The sequence below is a fragment of the Mycolicibacterium neworleansense genome (genome assembly GCF_001245615.1).
Classification (GTDB): domain Bacteria; phylum Actinomycetota; class Actinomycetes; order Mycobacteriales; family Mycobacteriaceae; genus Mycobacterium; species Mycobacterium neworleansense.
Map to the genome: position 1 here is coordinate 154,742 of NZ_CWKH01000001.1, position 25,133 is coordinate 179,874.

Below are 25,133 nucleotides of genomic sequence, written 5' to 3' on the forward strand. Positions count from 1 at the left end.
GCATCACACGTGGTAGTCGTACCACTTGAGGTAACCGCCGGCATCGACGCGCAGCTGCATGCCGGTGACGAACCGTGACTCTTCGGAGGCCAGCCACAGCACCGCATTGCTGATGTCTTCGGGCTCGATGAAGTTGACCTTCATGGCCTGCTGCACACCGAACACCGGCTCGGCGTCGGCCCGGGTGGGGTTCTCCAGGTCCGGCCGGAACGAGCGGTACATCGGCTCGCTCTGCAGCATGTTGGTGTTGCAGTTGGTCGGGTGGATGACGTTGGCGCGGATACCGCGCACCGCCAGTTCGGTGGCCAGCGCATGGACGTACTCGGAGATGAGGCGCTTGGAGATCATGTAGCCCATGCCGCCCGGATCAGCACCGGGATTGGGCTTGTTGTGGGCATCCATCAGCGCGGCGGCCGACGCGGTCGCGATGATCGAGGCGCCCTCCTTGAGGTGCGGCAGTGCGACCTGGATGGCGTTGATGGTGCCGACGAAGTTGGTGTTGATGCCGTCGGTCCAGGCCTGCATCGCGGGCTGGCCCTTCATCGCGGCGATGCCGGCCTGGGCCACCACGATGTCGACCTTGCCGAACTCCGCCAGTCCTGACTCCAGGGCGGCCCGAAGCTCGGCCTCGTTGCGGACATCGGCCTGGGCGGTGACGATGCGCCTGCCGGTCTTCTCGACGTAGTTCTTGGTCTCTTCGAGATCTTCGGCCGTCGCCATCGGGTAGCCGACGGTGTCGTAGTTCTTACAGATGTCGACGGCGATGATGTCGGCGCCCTCTTCGGCCAGCCGGATCGCGTGGCTGCGGCCCTGACCGCGCGCCGCGCCGGTGATGAATGCGACTTTCCCGGCCACCCGGCCTTCTGCATTGCCCACTGCATATGTCCTTTCGCTGATGAATGTTTCGTGCGCGCCGCGTGCGCGTCAGGTGTTGCGGCCGCCGTTGACACCGAGGATCTGGCCGGTGATGTAGCCGGCTTCCTCGGAGACGAAGAAGGCGCAGGCCGCGGCGATGTCCTCGGGCTTGCCCATCCGGCGCACCGGGGTCTGGGCGATCTGCTGGTCGGTGTCGCCGAGGAAGCCCTTGCCTTCGGCCTTGCGCAGCATGGGGGTGTCGATGAAGCCCGGCGGCACGGCATTGACCGTGATGCCGTTGGGTCCGAGTTCCAGCGCGAGGCTCTTGGTCAGACCGTTCACCGCGGACTTCGCCGCGACATAAGGGGACATGAAGGGCTGGCCCGAGTGCGTGCTCGACGACGAGATGTTGACGATGCGGCCCCAGCCGGCTTCGAGCATGTCGGGAAGTGCGGCCTGGATGCAGTGGAAGACGCCGTTGAGGTTGACGTCGATGATCTGCTGCCACTTCTCGAACGAGATGTCGCTGAAGCGCTTGAAGCAGTCCAGGCCGGCGGCATTGACCAGCACCGAGACCGGGCCGAGTTGGGCGCGCACCGCATTGAGTGCGGTGTCGACGGCGGCGCGGTCGGTCACGTCGGCGACGTGGGCGAACTCGTCGTCTGATGGCTGCAGGTCGAGAATCGCGACATTGAGGCCGTCGGCGCGCAACCGGGCGGCGATGGCCGCCCCGATGCCCGAACCTCCTCCGGTGACAACGGCGTTCTTCATGACAGTTCTCCGGTCGCCGGGCGCAGCCGGGCTTTCTCAGGGCTCAAGAATCATCCTTCCGATTATGAGAACCGTACTCTCGGATCGGGCTGCGCCGCAAGATCTGGGCCCAACCTGCGTGCCGCCTGCACAGATGCCGGATCCCCAGCGAATAGGGCATGACTAGCTGATCTAGCTTTCACTTGAGTTCTCATCGAGCGAATGTATGATTCGCCGGTGATGAGAATGCAGTTTCCATCACAGTAGGGAATCGCCTGAGGAGGATGATGCAGCAGGAAGCGCCGACCATCGCGCAAGAACAGCGGGCTGACCGGAAGTTGTTGATCGGCGGAGAGCTGCGCGAGACGCCGCGGACGTTTCCTTCCGTCAATCCAGCTACCGGTGAGGTGTTCGGCTACGCACCCGACGCCACGGTCGCCGATGCGGAGGCCGCGGTCGCCGCGGCCAGGCACGCATTCGACAACACCGACTGGTCCACCAACACCGAACTGCGGATCCACTGCTTGGAGCAGTTGCACCGGGCACTGCTCGAGCACCGCGACGAACTGGCCGCACTGACCACCACCGAGGTGGGCGCCACCGCGGCACTGTGCGCCGGAGCTCAGCTGGACGGTCCGATCGACATCGTCCGGTACTACGCCGAGCTGCTCAAGACCTACCCGCTGACCGAGGACCTCGGAAACATCGAGAGCCGCGGCATGCAGCATCACCGGTGGGTGGAGAAGGAAGCCGCCGGCGTCGTCGCCGCGATCATCGCTTACAACTATCCGAACCAGCTGGCGCTGGCCAAGCTCGCACCGGCCCTGGCCGCCGGGTGCACCGTTGTCCTCAAGTCGGCTCCGGACACCCCGCTGATCACGCTGGCACTCGGCGAGCTGATCGCCAACCACACCGACATCCCGGCCGGCGTCGTCAACGTCCTGTCGGGTGCGGACCCGGAGGTGGGGGCGGTGCTCACCACGAGTGCCGACGTCGACATGGTCACCTTCACCGGCTCCACGCCGACGGGCCGGCGCATCATGGCCGCGGCCAGCGAGACCTTGAAGAAGGTGTTCCTGGAGCTCGGGGGTAAGTCCGCCGCGATCGTCCTCGACGATGCCGACTTCAACAGCGCCGCACTGTTCTCGGCGTTCAGCATGGTCACCCACGCCGGTCAGGGCTGCGCACTGACCTCACGGCTGCTGGTGCCGGCCAAACACCGCGACGAGATCGTCGAGCTGATCAAGAACAACTTTGGGCACGTGCGGTTTGGAAATCCGACCGATCCCAAGACCTACATGGGGCCGTTGATCAGCGAGAAGCAGCGCGACAAGGTCGACGGCATGGTCAAGCGCGCGGTCGAAGCCGGCGCCACGCTGGTCACCGGCGGCGAGAAGGTCGACCCCGGCTACTTCTATACGCCGACCCTGCTGGCCGACGTTGACCCCGACAGTGAGATCGCCCAGGAAGAGGTCTTCGGGCCGGTGCTGGCGGTGATCGCCTACGAGGACGACGACGACGCGGTGCGCATCGCCAACAACTCGATCTACGGGCTGTCCGGCGCGGTGTTCGGCAGTGAGGACCGCGCGCTGGCGGTGGCCCGGCGGATCAGGACCGGGACGTTCTCGATCAACGGCGGCAACTACTTCAGCCCCGACAGTCCGTTCGGCGGGTTCAAGCAGTCAGGCATCGGCCGGGAGATGGGGACCGCAGGACTCGAAGAGTTCATGGAGGCCAAGACGTTCGCGCGGGTGGTGTCATGACCGGCCCGCTGCACGGTATCCGCGTCCTCGAGGTCGCGATGTACGGTTTCGTTCCCTCGGCCGGCGCGGTGCTGGGGGAGTGGGGTGCCGACGTCATCAAGGTCGAGCACGCCGTCACCGGTGACCCGCAACGCGGCCTGCGCCAGACCGGGCCGCTACGCGTCGAAGGCGACCCCAACCCGAACATCGAGCACGCCAACCGCGGCAAGCGCAGCATCGGGCTGGACATGTCGGTGCCCGAAGGCCGGGAGATCCTGCTTGAGCTGGCGAAAAAGGCCGACGTGTTCCTTACGAGCTTCCTGCCCGGACACCGGGAGAAGTTCGGCATCGACGTCGACGACATCCGCGCGGTCAACCCGAACATCATCTACGCGCGCGGCAGCGCACTGGGGCCACGCGGTGAGGAATCGGTAAAAGGTGGCTACGACATGACCGCCTTCTGGTGCCGGGCCGGCACCGCCGCGACGATCACGCCGGCCGGCATGGCGGGGATGATCGCCCCACCGGGGCCGGCCTACGGTGACACCATCTCGGGGACCAACCTCGCCGGTGGAATCGCCGCGGCCCTGCTCAAACGGGAGCGCACCGGTGAGCCGTCGGTCGTCGATGTCTCGCTGCTGGGCAGCGGGCTGTGGTCGATGGGCCACACCGTGGCGCTGACCCAGCATCTGAACCAGCTGATGGTGACACCACCGCCCGGGGTGCACGGTTCGCCGATCAACCCGCTGGTCGGGCTGTACGCGACCGCGGACGACCGATACATCTCGTTCGTGATGATGCAGCCGACGAAGTTCTGGGCCGATGTCTGCCGGCACATGGACCTCGAGCAGTACATCGACGACCCCAGGTTCGCCACTGCCGAATCCTTCGCGGAGAACACGCCCGACGCGGTCGAGATTCTCACCGAAGCGATGAAGAAGCGGACTTTGCCAGAGTGGAGCGAGCGATTCGCGACGCTGGCCGGTCCGTGGGCTCCGGTGCAGGACACCCTGCAGGCCGCCAAGGACGCCCAGATCCGGGCGAACGAGTACCTCGTGCAGGCAGGCGAGCTCGAGTTGGTGGCCAACCCAGTGCAATTCGACGTCACGGCACCGAGCACCGGACCGGCACCGGGCTTCGCCGAGCAGACCGACGACATACTGCAGGAACTGGGTCTGGACTGGGATCGCATCATCGAACTCAAGACCGCCGGCGCCGTCACCTAGTCCGCCGTCGCCATGCCCTTCAACGCTTCCACCGGAACCCGTCTGTCGTGGTCGCTCGCCCTCGGTCGAAGCGTCCGCGCGGTACGGCCGTACGGGTCCGCTGAATCCAATTGTCAACTACCGGAGCAAGTTCTGCGTTATTTGCCCTCGCGACAGATCCCGCGTCCGATAGCATCAGGCACTCGGGGGACGGGCGCGGGGACGAGTTTGTCCGGCGTCACCGGTAGGTCCGGTGAGGTCATCAACATCCGCAGGGAGCAGGAGATGCGTCAAATGTCAGAGCGCACCTCACACTTGCCGGTGACTGGCGAGACGGATTGTTCACGAATGGATCTGCAAATGAAAGGCCCTGCATCCCAAATGATTTCGGTCGAAATCGGGCGCCCGACCAGCCGGTTGGCATATGCCCGGACCGGGGTTGCAAAATGACCGCGCTGGGGCCGCAGGCCGCACCGTACGTAGTAGATCTGTTCGAGCACCGGCGCGATGAAGCACCTGACATCGGCGCACTGACCGCGGTGTCGGCAGCCACCAGCCGGGACAGGAGTGCTCATGGCGGATAAATGGTCGACCGGAGTTTCGCTACGCAATCTCTCGGGTCCGATGCAGGCCGTCGGGGCCCTGTTCGCGATGTCGCTGGATGCCATCCGGTTCATCTTCAAGCGGCCATTCCAGGGACGTGAGTTCCTGGAACAGTGCTGGTTCGTAGCGCGGGTCTCGATGGCGCCGACGCTGTTGGTGGCGATCCCGTTCACCGTCCTGGTGAGCTTCACCCTCAACATCCTGCTTCGGGAACTGGGTGCGGCGGACCTCTCGGGCGCCGGGGCGGCCTTCGGTGCGGTGACCCAGCTGGGTCCGATGGTGACCGTGCTGATCGTGGCCGGTGCCGGGGCCACCGCGATGTGCGCGGATCTGGGCTCACGCACCATCCGCGAGGAGATCGACGCCATGGAGGTGCTCGGCATCAATCCGATCCAGCGCCTGGTGACTCCCAGAATGCTGGCCTCCGGCCTCGTCGCACTACTGCTCAACAGCCTCGTGGTGATCATCGGCATTCTGGGCGGCTACGTGTTCTCGGTCTTCATCCAGGACGTGAACCCGGGCGCCTTCGCCGCCGGGATCACGCTGCTGACCGGCGTGCCCGAGGTGATCATCTCCTGCGTCAAGGCGGCCCTGTTCGGATTGATCGCCGGCCTGGTGGCCTGCTACCGCGGGCTGACGATCAGCGGCGGCGGCGCCAAGGCGGTGGGTAACGCGGTGAACGAGACCGTGGTGTACGCCTTCATGGCGTTGTTCGTGATCAACGTGGTCGTCACGGCCATCGGTATCCGGATGACGGCGAACTGAGGCAGGTGACGCTATGGGAACGATGACGATCCTGCGGTCGACATATCCGCGGGTCACCCGGCAGTTCAACAAGCCGGTTTCGACGCTGAGTCGGATCGGCGATCACACGCTGTTCTATCTCAAGGCACTGGCCGGAACGCCGCATGCCGCCATGCACTACCGCAAGGAACTCGTTCGGCTGATCGCCGAGATCTCCATGGGGGCAGGCACATTGGCAATGATCGGCGGCACGGTGGTGATCGTGGGGTTCTTGACCCTGGCCACCGGCGGCGTGCTCGCCATCCAGGGCTACTCATCGCTGGGCAACATCGGTATCGAGGCTCTGACCGGATTCCTCGCCGCCTTCATCAACGTCCGCATCGCCGCGCCCGTGGTGGCCGGCATCGGCCTGGCCGCCACCTTCGGCGCCGGCGTGACCGCCCAGCTCGGGGCGATGCGGATCAACGAGGAAATCGATGCGCTGGAATCCATGGCCATCCGGCCCGTCGAGTATCTGGTGTCCACCCGCATCGTGGCCGGGATGATCGCGATCACCCCGCTGTACGCGATCGCGGTGATCCTGTCGTTCCTGGCCTCCCAGTTCACCACCGTGGTTCTGCTCGGGCAGTCGGGCGGCCTGTACGACCACTACTTCACGACGTTCCTCAATCCGATCGACCTGCTGTGGTCGTTCCTGCAGGCCGTCCTGATGGCCATCACCATCCTGCTGATCCACACCTACTTCGGCTATTTCGCCTCCGGCGGGCCGTCCGGGGTGGGGGTGGCGGTCGGCAACGCCGTCCGCACGTCACTGATCGTCGTGGTCTCGGTGACCCTTCTGGTGTCACTGTCTGTCTACGGCTCCAACGGCAACTTCAACCTGTCGGGTTAGGGAGAAGACTTGACACGCAACGTTGGTCCGGGTCCAGCCCACCGGTCCGAAACCACAAGTAGCGCCGCGCCGGTGGCAGCCCGCCCCGGACGCAGCTTCGGCGCGCGGAGTTCCGCGCGTCCCCTGGCCGGTCTGGCGACTGTGGTCGTGATCGGCCTGATCGCCGGCCTGGCGATCGCGCTGTTCCGCGGCAGCTTCATCAAGACCGAACCGATCACCCTGATCTCGGACCGGGCCGGCCTGGTGATGAATCCGGACGCCAAGGTGAAGATGCGCGGTGTACAGGTAGGCACCGTCAGTTCGATCGAGACGCGCCCCGACGGCAAGGCCGTGCTGCAGCTGGCGATGAATCCGTCACAGCTGCACCTGATCCCCGGCAACGTGAAGGCCGATATCGCCTCGACCACGGTGTTCGGCGCCAAGTACGTCCAGCTCGTCGCACCGGACAACCCCTCGCCGGACAAGCTGCGGCCCGGCCAGATTCTGCAGGGTGACCATGTCACCGTCGAGATGAACACCGTCTTCCAGCAGCTCACCAATGTCCTCGACAAGATCGACCCGGCGAAGCTCAACGAGACCCTCGGTGCGCTGTCGTCGGCGTTCTCCGGGCGCGGCGAGGCGATGGGGCAGTCCTTGTCCGACTTCAACGCGGTACTGAAGAAGATCGAGCCCAGTCTGCCCAATCTGACCGGCGACATCGAGAGCATGGCAGCGGTGTCACGGGCCTACGGTGATGCCGCCCCTGATCTGCTCAAGACCGTCGACAACACCAACCGGCTCAGTGACAGCATCGTGGCCGAGCAGCAGAACCTCGACACCTTCCTGGTCAGCTCGATCGGTCTGGCTGACGCCGGCAACGAAGTGATCGGCGGCAACCGGCAGGCGCTCAGCACCACGCTGAACCTGTTGGCGCCCACCACCGATCTGCTCAACGAATACGCACCCGGAATCGAGTGCGGCCTCAAGGGGATGCTGTACCTCCACCACCAGCCGCCGCAGATGGAGCCCGGCGTGGTGGTCAACGTGGCCTTCACGCTCGGAATCGAGCGCTATCGCTATCCGGAGAACCTTCCGAAGGTCGCGGCCAAGGGTGGCCCGCACTGCATGGGCTTGCCGTACATCGGATTCGGCAACAAGGCCAAGTACCTCGTCACTGATACCAACGCCAACCCGTGGAAGTACGGAAACCAGGGCATCCTGCTCAACTCCGATGGGCTCAAGCAGATCTTGTTCGGCCCGCTGGACGGCCCGCCACGCAACACCGCACAGATCGGACAACCGGGATGAAACGTGGCAGAAGCACATTCATCAAGTTCGCGTCCTTCGCGGTGGTGATGGCCGTCCTCACGGCCTTCCTGTTCATGACCTTCTCGGAGTACCGCGGGGGTTCTTATTCGGGCTATTCAGCGGTTTTCGGCGACGCGTCGCGGCTCGAGGCCGGTGACTCGGTGCGGGTGGCCGGCGTCCGGGTGGGCACGGTGAAAAGCGTTTCACTGCAACCGGACAAGTCGGTCAAGGTGGACTTCGACACCGACCGCAGCGTTGCGCTGACCACCAGCACCAAGGTTGCGGTTCGCTACCTGAACCTGGTCGGGGACCGTTACCTGGAACTGATCGACAGCCCCGGCTCGACGAAACTGCTCCCGGCCGGATCGCAGATCCCCAAGGACCGCACCGCAAGTGCACTCGACCTCGATCTGCTGCTCGGCGGTCTGCGTCCGGTGATCCAGGGTCTGAACCCCCAGGACGTCAATGCGTTGACGTCCTCGCTCATTCAGATCTTCCAGGGCCAGGGCGACACCCTGGATTCGCTGCTGAGCAAGACCTCGTCGTTCTCGAATACGTTGGCCAACAACGACCAAGTCATCCAGCAGTTGATCGACAACCTGAATTCGGTGGTCGGAACCCTGGCCAAGGACGGCAAGAAGTTCGACGGCACCGTCGACCGCCTCGAACAGTTGATCAGCGGCCTGTCGCAGGACCGTGATCCGCTGGGCACCGCGGTTACGCAGCTGGACAACGGAACAGCTTCGCTGGCAAGTCTTCTCACTGAGGCGCGCCCACCGCTCAAGGGCACTGTCGATCAGATGAACAGACTGGCGCCGCTGCTCGACGACCATCAGATCGTCCTCGATCGTGGGTTGCAGAAGGCCCCCGACAACTTCCGCAAGCTCGCCCGGCTGGGTTCCTACGGCAGCTGGATCATGTACTACATCTGCGGACTTTCCATCCGTGTCACCGATCTGCAGGGGCGCACTGCGCACTTCCCGATGATCAAACAAGAAGGCGGGAGGTGCGCAGAGCCCTGATGCTTAAGTACCGTGAATCAAACCTGATCAAGGCAGGTTTCATCGGCGTCGTGCTGATGATGCTCATCATCGCTGTGGGGCTTCAGCCCGAACGGTTGCAGCAGTGGGCATCCTCGGTGCGCCACCAGGCACTGTTCACCGAAGCCGGCGGGATCACCGCCGGCAACGATGTGACCTTGTCGGGCATCAAGATCGGTTCGGTTACCGACGTATCGCTGCAGAACGGCGATGCGTTGGTCACCTTCACCACCGAGGGCAAGTACCCCCTCGGGTCCCTGACCACCGCGCATATCCGCACAGGTTCACTTCTGGGTGAGCGAGTTCTGACGCTTGAGTCCGACGGTGGCGGCACTTTGCGCACCACAGACGTGATCCCCACGTCGCGCACGTCGTCGCCATATTCGCTGACCGACGCGGTCAGCGACCTGACGACCAATTCGGCCGGCACGGATACAGCTTCGCTGAACCAGTCCCTGGACACGCTGTCGGCGACCATCGACCAAGTCGCACCGAAGCTCGGGCCGACGTTCGACGGTCTGAGCCGGCTGTCGAAATCGATCAACGGCCGGAACGAAAGTCTGGCCAGCCTGCTCGAGAGCGCCAGCGATGTGACCGTGGTGTTGTCGCAGCGCAGCGATCAGCTCAACACGTTGATCCTCAACGCCAATGACCTGCTCGGCGTGCTCAATGACCGGCGCCAGGCGATCGTTGATCTGCTGGCCAACACCGCCGCCGTCTCGCAGCAACTCAGTGGGCTCGTCGCCGACAACGAGGCGCAATTGGCGCCGACGCTGAAGCGGCTCAACTCGGTTACCGCGATGCTCGAACGCAACCGGGACAACATCACCAAGGCGCTGCCCAACATGAACAAGTTCCAGTTGTCCCAGGCCGAAACTTTGGCAAACGGGGCGTACTACAACGCCTATGTCCCTAACCTGCAACCCGCTCAGCTGCTGCAGCCGTTCTTCGACTACGCGTTCGGGTTCCGGCGCGGGACAAATGCCGGTCAGCCGCCGGACAATGCCGGCCCCCGGGCCGAGTTGCCCCTGCCCTACAACGGAATTCCCGGAGGTTCACGCTGATGAACCGCAGTCGTCTCGGTAAGTGGCTCGCGGTGGCGTTGGTGGCCCTGCTGGTTGTTGGCGCAGCGGTGCTGTTGCGTCAGACCTTCTTCGGTCAGACGACCATCTCGGCGCTGTTCACCTCGGCCACCGGCGTCTACCCGGGTGACGATGTCAGGGTGTCCGGGGTGAAGGTCGGCACGATCGAGTCGATCAAGCCGGAGGGCACCCAGACCAGGGTGACCCTCAAGGTCGATCACGGCGTGCCGATCCCCGCGGATGCCAAAGCGGTGATCGTGGCCCAGAACCTGGTCGCCGCACGCTATGTGCAGCTCGCGCCCGCGTACCGGTCGAGTGGCCCCACACTGCCCGACAATGCGGTGATCGGCCTGGACCGCACCGCCGTTCCGGTGGAGTGGGATCAGGTCAAGGAACAGCTGATGCGACTGTCCACTGACCTCGGACCCAAGAGTGGTGTCGACGGGACGTCGGTCTCCCGCTTCATCAACAGCACGGCCGACGCTATGGCCGGCAACGGTGACAAACTGCGCCAGACGATTTCGCAGTTGTCCGGCGTCGCCCGGGTGCTGGCCGAGGGTAGCGGCAACATCGTCGACATCATCAAGAACTTGCAGACATTCGTCACCGCCTTGCGGGACAGCAACCAGCAGGTGGTGCAGTTCCAGGATCGGCTGGCCACTCTGACCAGCGTGGTGGACGGCAGCCGGTCGGACCTTGATGCGGCCCTGACGAACTTGTCGGTGGCGGTCGTCGACGTGCAGCGGTTCGTTGCTGGATCCCGCGATCAGACGTCCGAGCAGGTGCAGCGGCTGGCCAATGTCACCCAGAACCTGGTCGACAACAAGATGCACATCGAGCAGCTGCTTCACGTCGCGCCCAACGCGTTCATGAACGGCTACAACATCTACAACCCGGATGCGGGTAGCGCGGTCGGTCAGTTCGTGATGAACAACTTCTCCAATCCGGTCGAGTTCATCTGTGGCGCAATCGGAGCCGTCGAGAACACCACCGCACCGGAGACCGCGAAACTGTGCTCGCAGTATCTCGGTCCGGCGTTGCGGCTGCTCAACTTCAACTACTTGCCGTTCCCGATCTCGCCGTATTTGATGCCGTCGGCCAGTCCTGAGCAGATCGAATATTCCGAGCCAGGTCTGATGCCCGGCGGTAGTGGGGGTTCTCCCACTCCGCCCGAAGCGCCGCCGGCGATCTCGGCCTACAACCCGGGCCCGGAGCCGCCACCGCCGTTCACCGGCCGGGAACCCGGCGCGCCGCCGCCAGGCGCCCAGCAGCTGCTGCCGGGGGGCGAGTTCTATCCGCCCAACATGCCGAACACGGTGTCGGACATGCTTAATCCAACGGGACAGCCGGGTCCGCCGCCGGGCCCGCCGCCAGGTCCACTGGCCGCCGAAGCTCCTGCGCCTGCGGCACCGCCACCAGCAGAAGGGACGCCACCAGCATGATCACGGGAAAGCCGGTGCGACTGGCGATCGCCGTCGGATCCTGCGTCGCGTTGACCACCAGCGGCTGCGCGTTCCAGGGTGTCAACTCGCTGCCTCTGCCAGGCGCGGTCGGCCGGGGCGCGGATTCCAGCGTCTACCACGTTGAGATCGCGAACGTGGCGACGTTGGAGCCGAATTCACCGGTGATGATGAATGATGTTGTCGTCGGTAGCGTGCGCAGCCTGTCGGTGAAAGACTGGCACGCCGACGTCGAGTTCTCGGTCAAGCCGGGTGTCGTCGTGCCTGCCAACGTGGTCGCCAGCATCGGGCAAACCAGCCTTCTTGGTTCGATGCATCTGGCGATCAACCCACCCTCGGGCCAGGCACCCGAAGGGAAACTCCCGCCGGGAACGACGATTCAGCTCAACAAGTCATCGACTTATCCGACGACCGAACAGACGCTGTCGTCCCTCGCCGCGGTGGTCAACGGCGGTGGTCTCGGCCAGATGGGCGACATCATCCATAACTTCAGTGCTGCCATCAACGGTCGGGAAACCGATTTCCGCGACCTGTTGACCCGACTGGACACCTTCGTGGGCGCTCTGGACGCCCAGCGGGACAACATTGTTGCTTCCATACAAGGCTTGAATCAGCTGGCCTCGACCTTCGCCGGGCAACGCGATGTCATCACCCGTGCGCTGGAGAAGATTCCGCCTGCACTCGACGTGTTGATCAAAGAACGGCCGAGATTCACCACTGCCCTGCAGAAGCTGGGCACCTTCAGCGCGACCGCCAACCAGTTCGTCAACGAGTCTCAGGCCGATCTGGTCAGAAATCTGAGGAACCTGGAGCCGGCGCTGAAGGCCTTGGCCAATATCGGACCAGACCTGACAGCGGTACTCGAGTATGCCCCGCACTTTCCGTTCACCCAGAGCTTCATGGACCGGGTGATTCGGGGCGACTACTACAACCTGTTCGCGTACTTCGACATGACCATCCCGCATCTGAAGCGCAGTCTGATGATGGGAACACGTTGGGAACAGGGTGACGCGCAAAACGCTCCGGTACCGGGTGATCCGAACTATCTCAACTACACCTACGACCCGCTCAAGACAGGAGTGAACCCGCCGCCGCCGGATGCGTTCCCACCGGCTCCGGACGCACCGCCGCCACCGGACCTGCCCGCTCCCACTTATTCGGGTCCGGTGCTTCCGGTGGTGCCGCCGGCGCCGATGACCATGCCCGGCGGGATAACCCAGCCGGTGGCTCCATCCAGCGGCTCGACCGCGATCTTCGCGGGACCGTATGCACCGCAAGGTGGTTCGACTCCGACCGATCAACCGCCGGCACCCGCCGCACCTACTCCACCGACAGGGGGTGGCGGATAGATGCTCACCCGCTTCATCCGGACTCAGTTGATTCTCTTCACCATCGCCTCGGTGGTTGGTGTGGCCGTCATGCTGTTCGCCTATATGCAGGTGCCGACGCTGCTCGGTATCGGCCGCATCACAGTGAAGTTGGAACTGCCGGCCACCGGGGGTCTGTACCAGTTCAGCAATGTCACCTATCGCGGGTCCCAGATCGGCAAGGTGACGTCGGTCGAGCTGACTGAGAAGGGGTCCGAGGCAACTCTGTCCCTGGACCGCTCTCCGAAGGTGCCGGCCGACTTGGCGGCCGAGGTCCGGAGCATGTCGGCGGTCGGGGAGCAGTACGTCGAGCTGTTGCCCCGCACCAACTCTGGGCCCTATCTCGAAAACGGCTCGGTGATCGCGCTGTCGAACACCAAGATCCCGCAACAGGTCGGCCCGATGCTCGATCAGCTCAGTGCACTGGTGGACACGATCCCCAAGGACAAGCTCAGCCAGTTGCTCGACGAGTCGTACAACGCGTTCAACGGAACCGGTTACGACTTCGGATCGCTGCTGGATTCGGCGTCGACGATCACCAGGGACTCCAATGCGGTTTCCGATCAGACGCGTGCGCTGATCGATGATTCGAAGCCGTTCCTGGACGCGCAAGCTCAGACCACCGACTCTATTCGGACCTGGGCCGCCAGCATGGCCGGTATCACCGGGCAGGTAGCTGACAACGATCCCGAGATACGGTCGCTGCTGCGCAATGGTCCGGGATTCGCCCAGGAGACCACCAAGCTGCTCGAGCAGATCAAGCCGACTCTGCCGGTGCTGCTCGCGAATCTGACCACATTCGGCCAGATCGCAGTCACCTACAACCCGTCGATCGAGCAGTTGTTGGTGTTGTTGCCGCCGTATGTCGCTCAGCTGCAGACCTACGCACCGACCAACAACACGAGCGGTCTGCCGATGGCCGACTTCTCCCTGGGCCTCGGTGACCCGCCGACGTGCACGGTGGGATTCCTGCCGCCGTCGGCATGGCGTTCACCGGCCGACACCACCGTGATCGACACGCCGGACGACATCTACTGCAAGTTGCCGCAGGATTCTCCGATCGGCGTCCGCGGTGCCCGCAACTACCCCTGCATGGGCCATCCGGGCAAGCGGGCTCCCACGGTCGAATTGTGCAACGATCCCAAGGGGTTCCAGCCCCTGGCGCAGCGTCAGCACGCGCTGGGCCCGTACCCGCTCGATCCGAACCTCATCGCTCAGGGCGTGCCTCCGGACACCCGGGTGCTTCCGGACGAGAAGATCTTCGGACCGCTCGGGGGCACCCCGCTGCCGCCGGGAGTGACTGCGCCGCCACCTGGCGCAGCACCGGAACCGCAGCCCGCACCGAACTTCGCCGGCACCGGTCCGGGCCCGCTGCTTCCAGGGCAGCCGATGTACCTCGAGCCGCCGGTGCCTGGCGTGCCGCCGCCACCACCAGGTGACCCCAACGCGGTCCCTGTGCCGGCGGTGGACCAGCCGCAGGCCACTGAGGTGCCGCCTGTCCCGCACGGCCAGGGGGTGTTCCCGGATGCCCCGGAGCTTCCCATGCCTACGGCGCCGGGCGCGGCTCCCAGCGCGTTCAACCGCGGGGGTGGGGATGGGCCGTCGGTGGCGATCGCAAAGTACAACCCCCGCACCGGTGAATACATGGGCAGCGACGGCAACCTGTACAAGCAGGCGGATCTGGTATCCACTCCGAAGACGTGGCAGGACCTGTTGCCGACTTAGCGGGCCGTCGCGAAGAACTGGCCACGGGCAAATGCCCGTGGCCAGTTCTTTTGTCCGTCTTTGGTTTTCGCGTTGCTTTTGGACTGCGGCGGTAGTGGCCCGGCTAGGCCGGGCGCATGTAGAACGGCATCCGCACGACCGGCCACTGATTGCGTCCGCACGACCCGCTGGGGCCGGTGGTCACGTCCTCGCCGGCGTATTCGTCTGAGGCCAGGTCCACGTGTCCGTCGAAGCCCACTGGGTAGATCTTGTACACCTGCATGCCCTCGATGGGTGTGCCGTCAGCGCAGAAGCGCCAGCTTGGTACCACGCGCTTGACGTACCAAAGGCCGTTCGTGGTGTAGATCGGTGCGGTCCAGCCCGCGTCGCTGTTCACCGTGCCGTTGCATTCGGTGGGCGAGACGCATTGGGTCGAGATCCTCCACGTGCTCACCACTCGTGGTTGGTTCTCGTATCGGTCGTTGACCTTGGCCCAGTCGCCATTGGACGACGTGGCGAAGGTGCCGTTGATGCCCCACTGCTCGCCGGCGGCCGCGGGGGAGGCGCCGCTCAGGCTGACGGCCGCAGCAGCGGCGATGGCCACCGCGCCGGCACTTACCCGGGAGACTGACATGAACGCTCCTTCTGGCCGACCTGATCGTGCGGTAGCCATGTTCTCAGTTTGGGAGAATATCACTATCGGTGTTCTGTCTACGACGAATTCAGCTGGGCGGCTTCGCAGACCGGTGGACTGCGGAGAAGCTGTGGTGAGATGGTCGTAGTAATATTCTCTAAAACCGAGAGTTTAATTTCCGGCTATGCGAAAGTAGCAATGTGCGTGTGACGGTGATGGCGACCGCTTCAGTGATTGTCGCCGGGATGCTGGCTGCTCCGCAGGCAAACGCGGGACCGCAGACCTGTAATGACGCGTTTTGCACGCCCGGCATCAATCCGAACGCGATCCTCGGTGCCCCGTGCGACAACACCTCCTACTACGTGTTCGGCGTCGATGCCCGCAACGGCTGGGGACGGCTGCTGTTCTGCGGTTCACCGCGTCGCTACGAGCCACGGTGGTTCCGATCGCCACCGATGGTGGGCATCAGGGACGAGAACAGCCTGTGCATCAACGAACAGAACTCGGTGGCACAGGCTCCGGACGGGCTGTTCTTGAGCTGTGTTCCGATGAACGGGGAGACGCGCTGGTTACGTGGCGACGCCTGAGTCATCGCGGCTGAGAAACGTTTGAGGCGACGCACATTGCGTCGCCTCAAACGTTTCTCCGGGTCGGTGTGAAGCCGGGCTACCAGTTGCGGATCGAACACAACGCACCCTTGGGGCCGCTGTCGGTCTTCACCACTACACCGTCGACTGCCAGTTTGCAGTTGAACCCGGGGGTGGGAAAATTCGGTGACTCACCGCTCTGCACCAGGACCATGGCCCACAGGTCGGGGTCGGCAAGCATGGCGTCGAACACCCATGGCTTGTCTGGCGCGATGTCCACATCAGCGCGCGGGCTGAACTGATACGGATTGTGGCTGTAGTCCGAGAAGATCGCGGGCTCCGTGTCGCGGTAGTAGATGCGGGCCCAATATGGGGCGTCGGCGGTCACGGTGTACTGCACGTGGTGCAGCGGCGGCCCCGGGGGCTCGGGATCATCGGCGAATGCCGGTGTGGCCGTGGCGATGGCGCCGGCCGCAAGCGCGGCTGCCGTCGCGAAGATGAGTGCCCGGCTCGTCCGGTGGTGCATCGATCACATCCTCGTCAGGGTGAACGGGTAGGTGAAGGCGCCACCGGGAGCTCCGTCGCAGCCGACATCGAAGCTGGAGACCATCTCGCCTGCGAGTGTGTTCGCGTCCCAGGTGTAGACGTCGTGCGTCGGGATGGTTGGCCCGTAGTAGATGTCCCCGCACCGTAGGCCGTAGAACTCATCGATTGTCAGGGTGTAGCGACCGTCGACCAGCTTCGCGTTCCCGGTGTTGGGAACTGCCTTGGCAACCGGTTGCGGGATCGTCCGGATAGTGATGCAGTCGTGCTGCCGGACGTCGGATCCCGGGTCGCGGCACGGGGTGATGGCCGACCAGATCCAGGTGTGGAAATCCCGGCGATCCGGCATGTTGAGGTTGTAGTTGCCGAAATACATGGCCTGCGATGGCGGCGCCAAGGCGATTGCTGTCCCCAACCCGAGCGCGGCGCTCATCGCCACGCGGATCAAGCTGGACTTCACAGGCACACCTCCACGGATCGGGCACTGGTCGGCTGACTATAGAACGAGAACAGGCTTCACCGTGCCGAAACCGGAATCTCATCTTCGCCAGCGAGATTGTCATTCTCGCGATTGGAGAATAACAAATACGACGAAGATGAGTTCCGCGAAATCGTCCCGCTCGCCGCGCGGTCAGCGCACCGGCGTGAACGTGATGTTCAGGTCGGTCAGACCGCGCAGGATGAACGTCGGCTCGTAGGTGTAGCGGCGATCGTCGGCCGGGCCGTGGAACTCTTCGTCGATGCCGATATCGGTCATCCGGTCCAGGATCCGCTCCAGCGACACACGGCCCTCGACGCGGGCCAGCGGGCCGCCCGGGCAGCTGTGCACACCCCGGCCGAACGCGATGTGCTCACGCACATTCTTACGGTCCAGGCTGAACGTGTGGGGGTCTTCGAAGCGGACCGGATCGCGGTTCACCGCGCCCGGGCACACCATCATGGTGGTGCCGGCCGGTACGTCGATGTCGCCCAGCTTGGTGTTCTTCTTGGCCAACCGGAACTGGCTCTTGACCGGGGCGTCCATCCGCAGTGCCTCCTCGACGAAGGTCGGTATGCGGCTGCGGTCGTCGCGCAGGGCCTGTTGGATGTCCGGTCGGTCGCCGAGCACCCGCAGTGACGCCGAGAGCAACTTGGTGGTGGTCTCCTGGCCGGCGGCGAAGAGGAAGGTTGCCGACCGAACCACCTCGATGATGGGTGGTACGGATCCGTCCGGGTAGTTCGCCGTGGCGAGGGCCGTCAGCACGTCGTCGCGGGGCTCCTTTCGCCGGTCTTCGAGGTAACTTATGAACTTCTCGTCGAGCCACTCCAGCGGATTGCTGGAAACGAGGTCGCCGTCGAGGGAGCCGACCTGCGCCCCGGGCCGGGGGGCGCCGAGTACCGTGCGGAACTCTTCGTGGTCCTCCTCGGGCACCCCGAGCAGGTCGGCGATCACCAGAAGTGAGAACGGCTTGGCATAGGCCGAGAGGAACTCGCACTTGCCGTCTGCGATGAAGTCGTCGAGGCATTCATCGGCCAGCCGCCACATGAAGTCCTCGTTCTCCTTGAGTCGGCGTGGTGTCAGCAGCCGGTTCAGCAGGGAACGCGCATCGGTGTGCTCGGGCGGATCCATCGTGACCATGTGCTCGAACATCGGCATCTGCGGGCGGTGTGCGGCGATCTGCTCGGTGATGTCGTCGCCCTCGGGCGTGAAGGGCAGTGGCGGGAACGGTCCGGCCACCGCGATGCAGGACGAGAACGTGTCGGTGTCCTTGAGGACCGTGGTGGCCTCCTCGAAGCCGGTGATCGCCATGACCCCGTAGTTCGGTTCCTTGACGACCGGACACTTGCTGCGCAGGTGGTCGAAGTACGGGTGCGGGTCGGGCACCAGTGACTGGTCGGTGAAGTAGTCGACGGTGTCGTAGTTGATATCGGTCATGGTGTGCGCTGCCTCCCGAAATCGATATGCGCTGCGGTGGTTTCGCGACGGGCTGCACCGCGCGAAGAATTTGCAAAAAATGCTGAGCACCTGCTTAGCATGGCGGTAGAGTCGTGGTCAAGATCACCGGGCTGGGCGAAAGTTACGATCAGCCATACGTTGTCGTGGACATGTCGTGAGGAGGATCGATGGCATCGGCGCGAAGGATCGGGGCGCCGGACGCGAAGAACCGGATCGTGCTGCTCGACGCTGCCGAAGCGCTGATGATCGAGGAGGGGTACGTCGCGGTCACGTCCCGCCGAGTCGCTGAGCGGGCCGGTCTCAAGCCCCAGCTGGTGCACTACTACTTCCGCACGATGGATGATCTGTTCCTGGCGGTGTTCGTGCGGCGCGCCGAGGAGGGTTTGGCTGCGCAGGCCGAAGCCCTGAACTCGCCGCAGCCGCTGTGGGCGCTGTGGCGCTTCGGCACCGACCCGAGCGCTACGCGCCTGACGATGGAGATGACGGGCCTGGCCAACCATCGACCGGCACTGCGGGCTGAGATCGGCCGCTACGCCGAGATGTTTCGCGAGGCGGAGACCAAGGCGATCGACGGGGCGCTGCGGCGTTACGGCGTCGAAGCCTCCGAGGTGCCGCCGATCGTGTGGACCTTCATCGCGGCCAGCGTGTCGCGGGTGATGGTCATGGAGCAGGCGCTCGGCATGACGGCAGGTCACGCGGAGGTGCTGAAGTTCTGCGAGGACTGGCTGCGGCGCCTGGAGGGCGAGCCGCAGCCGCTCGAGTTGCCCGCCTGAGGCCTGCCGCCGCGGCGCGAACAGACGCGAATGTCCCCCGAACCGTTGGTTGCGGGGGACATTCACTTGGGGCTCCTCCCGCTCGCGGGGGACTGCTCGGGCTACAGCGACAGGATGGTCGCCGAGGCGGTACCGGGCGCTCCGTAGACCTGGGCGAGGCCGACGCGGGGGTTACCCGGCACCTGGCGTTCGCCGGCCTCGCCGCGTAGCTGACGCACCAGCTCGTGCATCTGGCGAAGGCCCGAGGCGCCGATCGGCTCGCCGTTGGCGATCAGGCCGCCATCGGTGTTGACCGGTATCGAGCCGCCGATCTCGGTGGCCCCGTCGGCCAGCAGCTTCTCCTGCTCACCGTCGGCACACAGTCCGGTCTCGGCCATGTGGATCACCTCGGCACCAGCGTCGGTGTCCTGCAGCTGGGCGATGTCCACGTCCTCGGGCCCGATGCCGGCAGCCTCGTAGGCGGCCTTGGCCGCGAACACGGTCGGTGAGGGATCCTCGTCGAGTGGTGCCGAGGTGGCATGCACCTCGTAGGCGCCGAAGGTCCGAGTCCGGATCTCGCTGGCGCGCACATATACCGGCTTGTCGGTGTACTTGTGCGCGATGTCGGCACGGCACATGATCACCGCGGCCGCGCCTTCGTCGGGGGCACAGAACATGTACTGCCGCAGCGGGTAGTTCAGCACCGGCGAGGCCATGATCTCCTCGACGGAAATCTCCTTGCGCCGGAACGCATTCGGGTTCTTCTCGCCGTTGCGGAAGTTCTTGTTGGCCACCCGCGCCAGCGTCTCCTCGGAGATGTTGTGCTTGTGGATGTAGTGATTGGCCTTCATCCCGAAGAACTTGGTGGTGACGAACTGACCGTTCTCGGCGTACCACTGCGGCAGGGCGAGTTTGGCCGGGTCATCGGTGAATGCGCCGCGGGGGTGCTTGTCCAGGCCGATCGCGATCCCGATGTCGTACTTGCCCAACCGGATCGTGTCGGCGGTCTGCTGGATCGCGCTGGCGGCGGTGGCGCAGGCGTTGAACACGTTGGTGAATGTGATGCCGGTCAGCCCGACCAGGCGGGTGACCGCATCGGGGTTCGACACCTCATAGCTGCCGCCGAAGCCGAACTGGATGTCCTTCCACTGCAGGCCGGCATCGTCGAGGGCGAATTGGATTGCCTCGGCACCCATCTGCATCGCGGTTTTGTCGAACCGGCCGAACGGGTGCAGGCCGACGCCGATGATGGCGACGTCATTGGTCATGTGCGCGGCCTTTCTAGACGGGCTGGAAGGCGAAGGTGACAACCTCGTTGCCCTCTTCGTCGGTGGTGAACGGAATCATGGTGAGTTCGACGTCCATGCCGAATTGCAGTTTGGCGGGGTCGTTTTCGGTGAGCCGGCCCTCGACGCGGATCACCGGGCCGGTGTCGTCGGCGAGTTCGACCAGTCCGACACCGAAGGGCACGAAGGCCTTCCCGGTCGGGCCCTTGTAGGGGGCGCCGGGCGGGAAGCCCTGGGTGGTCCAGGCGATGACGGTGCCGCGCCGGGGCAGATGTACCTGTTCGGTGTTGCCGCCGGAGCACTTCGGGCAGCGGGCCTGGGCGGGAAAGGCGGTGGCCGCGCAGTCGGCGCAGCGGCTGCCGATGAGCTGGGGTTCGGCGTCGGGCCACGTCGAGATCTCCGGCGCCAGAGCAATCTGAGTTGACACGTCGCTGACGATAACTGGAAATGCGATTCTCGTCTAGTGAGAACCCGCTCTCGGTACGCTGCCCGGGGCTCGGCGTGGCGGGCCGGCCCCAGCTGGGGTCGGGCGGGGAAAGGGAGGGCGTGCGGTTCGCCTACTTCGAGCCGCCGACTGCGCGGCTGATCCGGTGATTCAAGCCGGCGATCAGCGGGAACCCTTGCATTTCCAAGCGCAAAAATGTGCTCCCGCCTGAAACTGGAGTTCTGACCATGTCAACAAGGCTCACCAGGACCACCCGCAACGGCGCCCCTTGGGTCCGCGTCCGCACGTGGTCCATGACAGTCGGGATCGGCCTGGCGCTCACCGCAGCGCCCCTCGCCGGTTGTGGGTCCAGCGATGACACAGCCCCGACGACGACGTCTGTCACCACGCCCACAACCGCTGTCCCCCCCCCCGCCACTGTGGAGACCACCGCTCCGGCCACCGGCGGCGAAGGCGTCGTTCCGGGCGGTCCCACCGGCGGCGGAGGTCCCGAAGGCGGGGCCGGCTCGATTCCGGGCGGCCCGACGGGCGGTGGCGGCCCCGGCGGCGGCGGTGGCGAGATTCCGGGCGGCGGTGGCGGCTGCGTTCCCGGCGTCGGCTGCGTGCACGTTCCCTGATCGCCCCGGCGGCGCCTACTTGCTCTTGTTCATCACCTTGTCCGCGGCGGCCCAGTGCTCGTCGGAGCACCAGAGCCGGGCGAATGCCGCCACTGCCTCGGTGGTCGAGACCCCGTTGATCACCCGCTTGACCTCACCGGCCTGACGCCGGGCCAGCAGTTGCGCCGTCGATCGCCAGGTCTCGGCGAACTCGCCGCGAGGAACGACTTGGTCGATCAGCCCCACCTGCTCGGCTTCCCGCGCGCTGAGGATGCGGCCGGTTCCGGCCAACAGCAGCGCACGGCTGCGGCCGACCAGGGTGGCCAGCCGCTCGGCTCCGCCCCAGGCCGGCATGATGGCCAACGCGACCTGGTTGAAGCCGATCTTGATGTCGTCGGCGGCGATTCGGATGTCCGCTGCCACCGCGACCTCGGCGCCGCCGCCAAGGGCATGGCCGTTCAGCGCGGCGATGACCGGTCCGTCGAAACCGGCGATGCGGTCACAGATCGTGCGCATCCGCCAGGCCATCTCGGAAGCCTCGAGTTCGGTGCGCAGCGCGGCCAGTTCCTTGAGGTCGCCGCCGGAGACGAAGGCCCGGTCGCCGCCGCCGGTGATCACCAGCGCCGATGCGCCGACGGCGCCGTCCAACGCCTTGTTCAGCGCATCCATGGTGTCCAGCGAGATGGCATTGCGTGCCTGCGGCCGGTCGATCGTGATGACCGCCAGTTCGCCGTCGATTTCGAGGTCGACCATCAAACGTTCTCCAGTTCCGGGATTGGCATTCTCGTTTCATGAGAATAACATCACCGTTGTGCGCGACATCCCCGTTGAGCTGACCAAACGGTACGTCGAAGAAGGTTGGTGGCGGCCTGAAACGTTGGGCCAGATGCTGGCCGACGGGCTGGCCGCCAGTCCCGATGCCGGGTTCTATGTGCATTCCGCGACGCGTCCGTACCAGGGCACATTCGGCGAGGTCGAGCACACCGCCCGGCGCCTGGCCGCCGGGCTTCGGGACCGCGGGGTCGGCCCGGGTGACGTCGTGGCCCTGCAGCTGCCGAACTGGATGGAGGCCGCGGTCGCCTTCTGGGCCTCGGCCTTCCTGGGTGCGGTGACAGTGCCGATCGTGCACTTCTACGGGCGCAAGGAACTCGGCCACATCATGGGCACCGCGAGGCCGAAGGTGTTCATCACCACCGAGCAGTTCGGCCGGATGAAGTTCGAGCCCGATCTGTGTGCCGATGTGCCGATCGTCGGGCTGGTCGGACAAGCCAGTTTCGACGACCTACTCGCCGACGAGCCGATGAGTGGCACGCTGACCGCGGATCCGGCCGCGCCGGCCCTGATCGCCTTCACCTCCGGCACCACCCGCGACCCGAAAGGCGTGATCCACAGCCATCAGACACTGGGTTTCGAGACCCGCCAGTTGCTGGAGAACTATCCGCCGGACCGGGGCCGCCAACTCACCGCCACGCCCGTCGGGCATTTCATCGGCATGCTCGGTGCCTTCCTGATCCCGGTCCTGGAGGGCGCCCCGATCGACCTGTGCGACGTGTGGGACCCGGGCAAGGTGCTGGAGCTGATCGAGCGCGACGAGTTGTCGATCGGCGGCGGGCCGCCGTATTTCGTCACCAGCCTGATGGACCATCCGAAATTCAACGAACGTCATCTGGCCCGGTTCACCACGGTCGGCCTCGGCGGCTCGACGGTGCCCGCGGCGGTCACCAGACGACTGGCCGATCTGGGCCTGTTCGTCTTTCGTTCGTATGGCAGCACCGAGCATCCGTCGATCACCGGATCGGGCGCGTCCGCTCCCGAAGCCAAGCGCCTCTACACGGACGGCAACGTGCGTCCGGGGGTGGAGATCCGGCTCGGGGCGGACGGCGAGATCTTCAGCCGCGGCCCCGACCTGTGCCTGGGTTACACCGACGATGCGCTCACCGCAAAGCACTTCGACGCCGACGGGTGGTATCGCACCGGCGACATCGGCGTGCTCGACGAGGACGGCTACCTCACCATCACCGACCGCACCACCGACCTCATCATCCGCGGCGGCGAGAACATCAGCGCGCTGGAGGTGGAAGAGGTGCTGCTCGGTCTGCCCGACGTGGTCGAGGCGATCGTGGTGGCCGCTCCGGATGCGCGGCTGGGTGAGCGGGTCGCCGCCGTGCTGCGGGTGCGCGACGGCGGAACGATGCCCACCCTCGATCAGGTCCGGGCGCATTTCGAATCCAACGGGGTGGCCCGGCAGAAGTGGCCGGAAGAGCTACATCTGGCCGAAGACTTTCCCCGTACGGCCAGCGGCAAGGTGCAGAAGTTCGTCATCCGTCAGGAGATTGCTGCAATCGCCCGGTGAGCAGCCCTCCGGCCGAGTTGGGCATTGCGGCACGTATCAAGTGAGAATATGATTCTCTCGAATTGCAAAGGAGTTTTCCATGGGGCAACTGTCGCATAGGGTCGACATTCCGTTTCCGCTGTTCGACGCGGACAACCATCTCTACGAGCCGCCGGAGGCGATGACCAAGTACCTCCCCAAGGAGTACAAGGACCTCGTCCAGTACGTCGAGGTCAACGGTCGTACCAAGATCGCGATCGACGGCCACATCAGCAACTACATCCCGAACCCGACGTTCTCGCATGTCGCCAAGCCGGGTGCTTGGGAGGAGTACTTCAAGTTCGGTAACCCGGACGGCAAGAGCAAGCGTGAGCTGTTCGGTGAGCCCATGCGGTCAATCCCGGCATTCTTCGAGCCGGCGCCGCGCTTGGAGCTGATGAACGAGCTCGGTGTCGACCGCTCGCTGATGTTCCCGACGCTGGCCAGCCTCATCGAGGAGCGGTTGCGCGACAATCCGGTCGCCATCCACGTCATCATCCACTCGCTCAACCAGTGGCTCGATGAGGTCTGGGGCTTCAACTACCAGAACCGGATCTTCACCACCCCGGTGATCACCCTGCCGATCGTCGACAAGGCGATCGAGGAGCTGGAGTGGGCGGTCAAGCGCGGTGCCCGCGCCATCCTGGTCCGTCCGGCCCCGGTGCCCGGCTTCCGCGGTCCGCGCTCGTTCGCGCTGCCCGAGTTCGACCCCTTCTGGGAGCGCTGCGTCGAGTACGACGTGTTCGTCGGCATGCACTCCTCAGACAGCGGTTACTCGCGTTACACCTCGGAATGGGACGGCACGGTGCAGGAGATGCTGCCGTTCCAGACCAACGCCATGTCGATCCTCAACGAGTGGCGCCCGATCCAGGATGCCGTGGCCTCCTGGGTCATCCACGGTGCGCTGTTCCGCCACCCGAAGCTCAAGGTGGGCATCGTCGAAGCCGGCTCGAAATGGATGTTCCCGCTGCTGGATTCGATGGCCGAGGTGTACAAGAAGGCGCCCGAGGCCTTCCTCGGCAACCCGATCGAAGAGATCAAGAACCGCATCTACGTCAGCCCGTTCTACGAGGAGGGCATCGACGACCTGATCAACCTGATCGGTGTGGACCAGGTGCTCTACGGTTCCGACTGGCCGCACCCCGAGGGCCTGGCCGAGCCGACGCACTACGTGACCGCGCTCGAGCATCTGGCCGTCGAAGATCAGGCCAAGATCATGGGCGGCAACCTCGGTCGCCTCGTCACCACCTAA

At 65.0% G+C, this 25,133-nt stretch carries 24 protein-coding genes; 15 read left to right on the forward strand and 9 right to left on the reverse strand.

Annotation, left to right across the window (positions count from 1 at the left end):
* Window positions 1-3: 3 nt before the first annotated feature.
* Window positions 4-876, reverse strand: a complete 873-nt coding sequence (locus BN2156_RS00770; protein WP_090509206.1) for a mycofactocin-coupled SDR family oxidoreductase — start codon at window positions 874-876, stop codon at window positions 4-6.
* Between the two features lie 48 nt (window positions 877-924).
* A complete protein-coding gene (locus tag BN2156_RS00775) occupies window positions 925-1,626 on the reverse strand; it encodes an SDR family NAD(P)-dependent oxidoreductase (protein WP_090509208.1) in 702 nt (233 codons plus the stop codon).
* Window positions 1,627-1,892: 266 nt separating this feature from the next.
* Between BN2156_RS00775 and BN2156_RS00780 the strand changes: the two genes are divergently transcribed.
* From BN2156_RS00780 to BN2156_RS00825, 10 genes are all read left to right on the forward strand, one after another.
* Window positions 1,893-3,368 (forward strand): aldehyde dehydrogenase family protein, encoded by a 1,476-nt coding sequence (locus BN2156_RS00780; RefSeq protein ID WP_090515289.1) that lies wholly within the window; start codon window positions 1,893-1,895, stop codon window positions 3,366-3,368.
* Entirely contained in the window at window positions 3,365-4,573 is a 1,209-nt protein-coding gene (locus BN2156_RS00785; RefSeq protein WP_090509210.1) for a CaiB/BaiF CoA transferase family protein, read from the forward strand. Before BN2156_RS00780 ends, BN2156_RS00785 begins: the two co-directional genes overlap by 4 nt.
* 552 nt (window positions 4,574-5,125) lie before the next feature.
* Window positions 5,126-5,920 carry an MlaE family ABC transporter permease gene (locus BN2156_RS00790; RefSeq protein ID WP_090515291.1) on the forward strand — a complete coding sequence of 265 codons (795 nt, stop codon included), beginning with the start codon at window positions 5,126-5,128 and terminating at the stop codon, window positions 5,918-5,920.
* Window positions 5,921-5,933: 13 nt separating this feature from the next.
* Entirely contained in the window at window positions 5,934-6,791 is an 858-nt protein-coding gene (locus BN2156_RS00795) for an MlaE family ABC transporter permease (protein ID WP_003880077.1), read from the forward strand.
* 9 nt (window positions 6,792-6,800) lie between these two features.
* On the forward strand, window positions 6,801-8,078 hold the full coding sequence (locus tag BN2156_RS00800; RefSeq protein ID WP_090509212.1) for an MCE family protein: 1,278 nt from the start codon (window positions 6,801-6,803) through the stop codon (window positions 8,076-8,078).
* The gene (locus tag BN2156_RS00805) at window positions 8,075-9,100 is read left to right on the forward strand and encodes an MCE family protein (protein WP_090509214.1); all 1,026 of its coding nucleotides are present in this window, start codon (window positions 8,075-8,077) and stop codon (window positions 9,098-9,100) included. The genes BN2156_RS00800 and BN2156_RS00805 overlap by 4 nt, the downstream gene beginning before the upstream one ends.
* Window positions 9,100-10,182 (forward strand): MCE family protein, encoded by a 1,083-nt coding sequence (locus BN2156_RS00810; protein ID WP_090509216.1) that lies wholly within the window; start codon window positions 9,100-9,102, stop codon window positions 10,180-10,182. The genes BN2156_RS00805 and BN2156_RS00810 overlap by 1 nt, the downstream gene beginning before the upstream one ends.
* The gene (locus BN2156_RS00815) at window positions 10,182-11,642 is read left to right on the forward strand and encodes an MCE family protein (RefSeq protein ID WP_090509218.1); all 1,461 of its coding nucleotides are present in this window, start codon (window positions 10,182-10,184) and stop codon (window positions 11,640-11,642) included. Before BN2156_RS00810 ends, BN2156_RS00815 begins: the two co-directional genes overlap by 1 nt.
* Complete coding sequence (locus BN2156_RS00820) at window positions 11,639-13,009, forward strand: MCE family protein (protein WP_090509220.1); 1,371 nt, start codon at window positions 11,639-11,641, stop codon at window positions 13,007-13,009. The genes BN2156_RS00815 and BN2156_RS00820 overlap by 4 nt, the downstream gene beginning before the upstream one ends.
* Window positions 13,010-14,752, forward strand: a complete 1,743-nt coding sequence (locus BN2156_RS00825; RefSeq protein ID WP_090509222.1) for an MCE family protein — start codon at window positions 13,010-13,012, stop codon at window positions 14,750-14,752.
* Between the two features lie 103 nt (window positions 14,753-14,855).
* Here the strand turns inward: BN2156_RS00825 and BN2156_RS00830 are convergent, their stop codons facing one another.
* The gene (locus BN2156_RS00830; protein ID WP_090509224.1) at window positions 14,856-15,365 is read right to left on the reverse strand and encodes an Rv2253/PknI dimerization domain-containing protein; all 510 of its coding nucleotides are present in this window, start codon (window positions 15,363-15,365) and stop codon (window positions 14,856-14,858) included.
* Window positions 15,366-15,580: 215 nt separating this feature from the next.
* On the opposite strand from BN2156_RS00830, the gene BN2156_RS00835 reads away from it, so the two are divergent.
* Entirely contained in the window at window positions 15,581-15,952 is a 372-nt protein-coding gene (locus tag BN2156_RS00835) for a hypothetical protein (RefSeq protein WP_038566970.1), read from the forward strand.
* 79 nt (window positions 15,953-16,031) lie between these two features.
* On the opposite strand, the gene BN2156_RS00840 is transcribed toward BN2156_RS00835, so the two are convergent.
* The 3 genes from BN2156_RS00840 to BN2156_RS00850 all read right to left on the reverse strand — a co-directional run bounded on the left by BN2156_RS00840 (window position 16,032) and on the right by BN2156_RS00850 (window position 18,410).
* Window positions 16,032-16,478 carry an Rv2576c family protein gene (locus tag BN2156_RS00840; protein ID WP_090509227.1) on the reverse strand — a complete coding sequence of 149 codons (447 nt, stop codon included), beginning with the start codon at window positions 16,476-16,478 and terminating at the stop codon, window positions 16,032-16,034.
* Between the two features lie 3 nt (window positions 16,479-16,481).
* Window positions 16,482-16,955 carry a hypothetical protein gene (locus tag BN2156_RS00845; RefSeq protein WP_090509228.1) on the reverse strand — a complete coding sequence of 158 codons (474 nt, stop codon included), beginning with the start codon at window positions 16,953-16,955 and terminating at the stop codon, window positions 16,482-16,484.
* A gap of 171 nt (window positions 16,956-17,126) precedes the next feature.
* Window positions 17,127-18,410 (reverse strand): cytochrome P450, encoded by a 1,284-nt coding sequence (locus BN2156_RS00850; protein ID WP_090509230.1) that lies wholly within the window; start codon window positions 18,408-18,410, stop codon window positions 17,127-17,129.
* A gap of 188 nt (window positions 18,411-18,598) precedes the next feature.
* Between BN2156_RS00850 and BN2156_RS00855 the strand changes: the two genes are divergently transcribed.
* Window positions 18,599-19,204: a TetR/AcrR family transcriptional regulator gene (locus tag BN2156_RS00855; RefSeq protein WP_090509231.1), complete on the forward strand. Its 606-nt coding sequence runs from the start codon at window positions 18,599-18,601 to the stop codon at window positions 19,202-19,204.
* Window positions 19,205-19,305: 101 nt separating this feature from the next.
* Here the strand turns inward: BN2156_RS00855 and BN2156_RS00860 are convergent, their stop codons facing one another.
* Both BN2156_RS00860 and BN2156_RS00865 read right to left on the reverse strand, forming a co-directional pair.
* On the reverse strand, window positions 19,306-20,451 hold the full coding sequence (locus BN2156_RS00860; protein WP_090509232.1) for a thiolase family protein: 1,146 nt from the start codon (window positions 20,449-20,451) through the stop codon (window positions 19,306-19,308).
* 13 nt (window positions 20,452-20,464) lie between these two features.
* On the reverse strand, window positions 20,465-20,908 hold the full coding sequence (locus tag BN2156_RS00865) for a Zn-ribbon domain-containing OB-fold protein (protein ID WP_162490806.1): 444 nt from the start codon (window positions 20,906-20,908) through the stop codon (window positions 20,465-20,467).
* A 233-nt stretch (window positions 20,909-21,141) separates the two neighbouring features.
* Here BN2156_RS00865 and BN2156_RS00875 point away from each other — a divergent pair, with 233 nt between their 5' ends.
* Complete coding sequence (locus tag BN2156_RS00875; protein ID WP_407661581.1) at window positions 21,142-21,531, forward strand: hypothetical protein; 390 nt, start codon at window positions 21,142-21,144, stop codon at window positions 21,529-21,531.
* Window positions 21,532-21,546: 15 nt separating this feature from the next.
* Here BN2156_RS00875 and BN2156_RS00880 read toward each other — a convergent pair whose 3' ends face one another.
* Entirely contained in the window at window positions 21,547-22,263 is a 717-nt protein-coding gene (locus BN2156_RS00880; RefSeq protein ID WP_090509238.1) for an enoyl-CoA hydratase/isomerase family protein, read from the reverse strand.
* Between the two features lie 58 nt (window positions 22,264-22,321).
* On the opposite strand from BN2156_RS00880, the gene BN2156_RS00885 reads away from it, so the two are divergent.
* Both BN2156_RS00885 and BN2156_RS00890 read left to right on the forward strand, forming a co-directional pair.
* Entirely contained in the window at window positions 22,322-23,863 is a 1,542-nt protein-coding gene (locus BN2156_RS00885) for an AMP-binding protein (RefSeq protein WP_090509240.1), read from the forward strand.
* Between the two features lie 79 nt (window positions 23,864-23,942).
* Entirely contained in the window at window positions 23,943-25,133 is a 1,191-nt protein-coding gene (locus BN2156_RS00890; protein WP_090509241.1) for an amidohydrolase family protein, read from the forward strand.

What these genes read in the sequence shown, in the direction of transcription:
- BN2156_RS00795 (WP_003880077.1), top strand. Translation starts at nt 5,934, where the DNA reads ATGGGAACGATGACGATCCTGCGGTCGACATATCCGCGGGTCACCCGG.
- BN2156_RS00790 (WP_090515291.1), top strand. Translation starts at nt 5,126, where the DNA reads ATGGCGGATAAATGGTCGACCGGAGTTTCGCTACGCAATCTCTCGGGT.
- BN2156_RS00805 (WP_090509214.1), top strand. Translation starts at nt 8,075, where the DNA reads ATGAAACGTGGCAGAAGCACATTCATCAAGTTCGCGTCCTTCGCGGTG.
- BN2156_RS00775 (WP_090509208.1), bottom strand. Translation starts at nt 1,626, where the DNA reads ATGAAGAACGCCGTTGTCACCGGAGGAGGTTCGGGCATCGGGGCGGCC.
- BN2156_RS00810 (WP_090509216.1), top strand. Translation starts at nt 9,100, where the DNA reads ATGCTTAAGTACCGTGAATCAAACCTGATCAAGGCAGGTTTCATCGGC.
- BN2156_RS00880 (WP_090509238.1), bottom strand. Translation starts at nt 22,263, where the DNA reads ATGGTCGACCTCGAAATCGACGGCGAACTGGCGGTCATCACGATCGAC.
- BN2156_RS00840 (WP_090509227.1), bottom strand. Translation starts at nt 16,478, where the DNA reads ATGCACCACCGGACGAGCCGGGCACTCATCTTCGCGACGGCAGCCGCG.
- BN2156_RS00820 (WP_090509220.1), top strand. Translation starts at nt 11,639, where the DNA reads ATGATCACGGGAAAGCCGGTGCGACTGGCGATCGCCGTCGGATCCTGC.
- BN2156_RS00890 (WP_090509241.1), top strand. Translation starts at nt 23,943, where the DNA reads ATGGGGCAACTGTCGCATAGGGTCGACATTCCGTTTCCGCTGTTCGAC.
- BN2156_RS00825 (WP_090509222.1), top strand. Translation starts at nt 13,010, where the DNA reads ATGCTCACCCGCTTCATCCGGACTCAGTTGATTCTCTTCACCATCGCC.
- BN2156_RS00830 (WP_090509224.1), bottom strand. Translation starts at nt 15,365, where the DNA reads ATGTCAGTCTCCCGGGTAAGTGCCGGCGCGGTGGCCATCGCCGCTGCT.
- BN2156_RS00835 (WP_038566970.1), top strand. Translation starts at nt 15,581, where the DNA reads ATGGCGACCGCTTCAGTGATTGTCGCCGGGATGCTGGCTGCTCCGCAG.
- BN2156_RS00815 (WP_090509218.1), top strand. Translation starts at nt 10,182, where the DNA reads ATGAACCGCAGTCGTCTCGGTAAGTGGCTCGCGGTGGCGTTGGTGGCC.
- BN2156_RS00780 (WP_090515289.1), top strand. Translation starts at nt 1,893, where the DNA reads ATGCAGCAGGAAGCGCCGACCATCGCGCAAGAACAGCGGGCTGACCGG.
- BN2156_RS00855 (WP_090509231.1), top strand. Translation starts at nt 18,599, where the DNA reads ATGGCATCGGCGCGAAGGATCGGGGCGCCGGACGCGAAGAACCGGATC.
- BN2156_RS00850 (WP_090509230.1), bottom strand. Translation starts at nt 18,410, where the DNA reads ATGACCGATATCAACTACGACACCGTCGACTACTTCACCGACCAGTCA.
- BN2156_RS00785 (WP_090509210.1), top strand. Translation starts at nt 3,365, where the DNA reads ATGACCGGCCCGCTGCACGGTATCCGCGTCCTCGAGGTCGCGATGTAC.
- BN2156_RS00860 (WP_090509232.1), bottom strand. Translation starts at nt 20,451, where the DNA reads ATGACCAATGACGTCGCCATCATCGGCGTCGGCCTGCACCCGTTCGGC.
- BN2156_RS00875 (WP_407661581.1), top strand. Translation starts at nt 21,142, where the DNA reads ATGTCAACAAGGCTCACCAGGACCACCCGCAACGGCGCCCCTTGGGTC.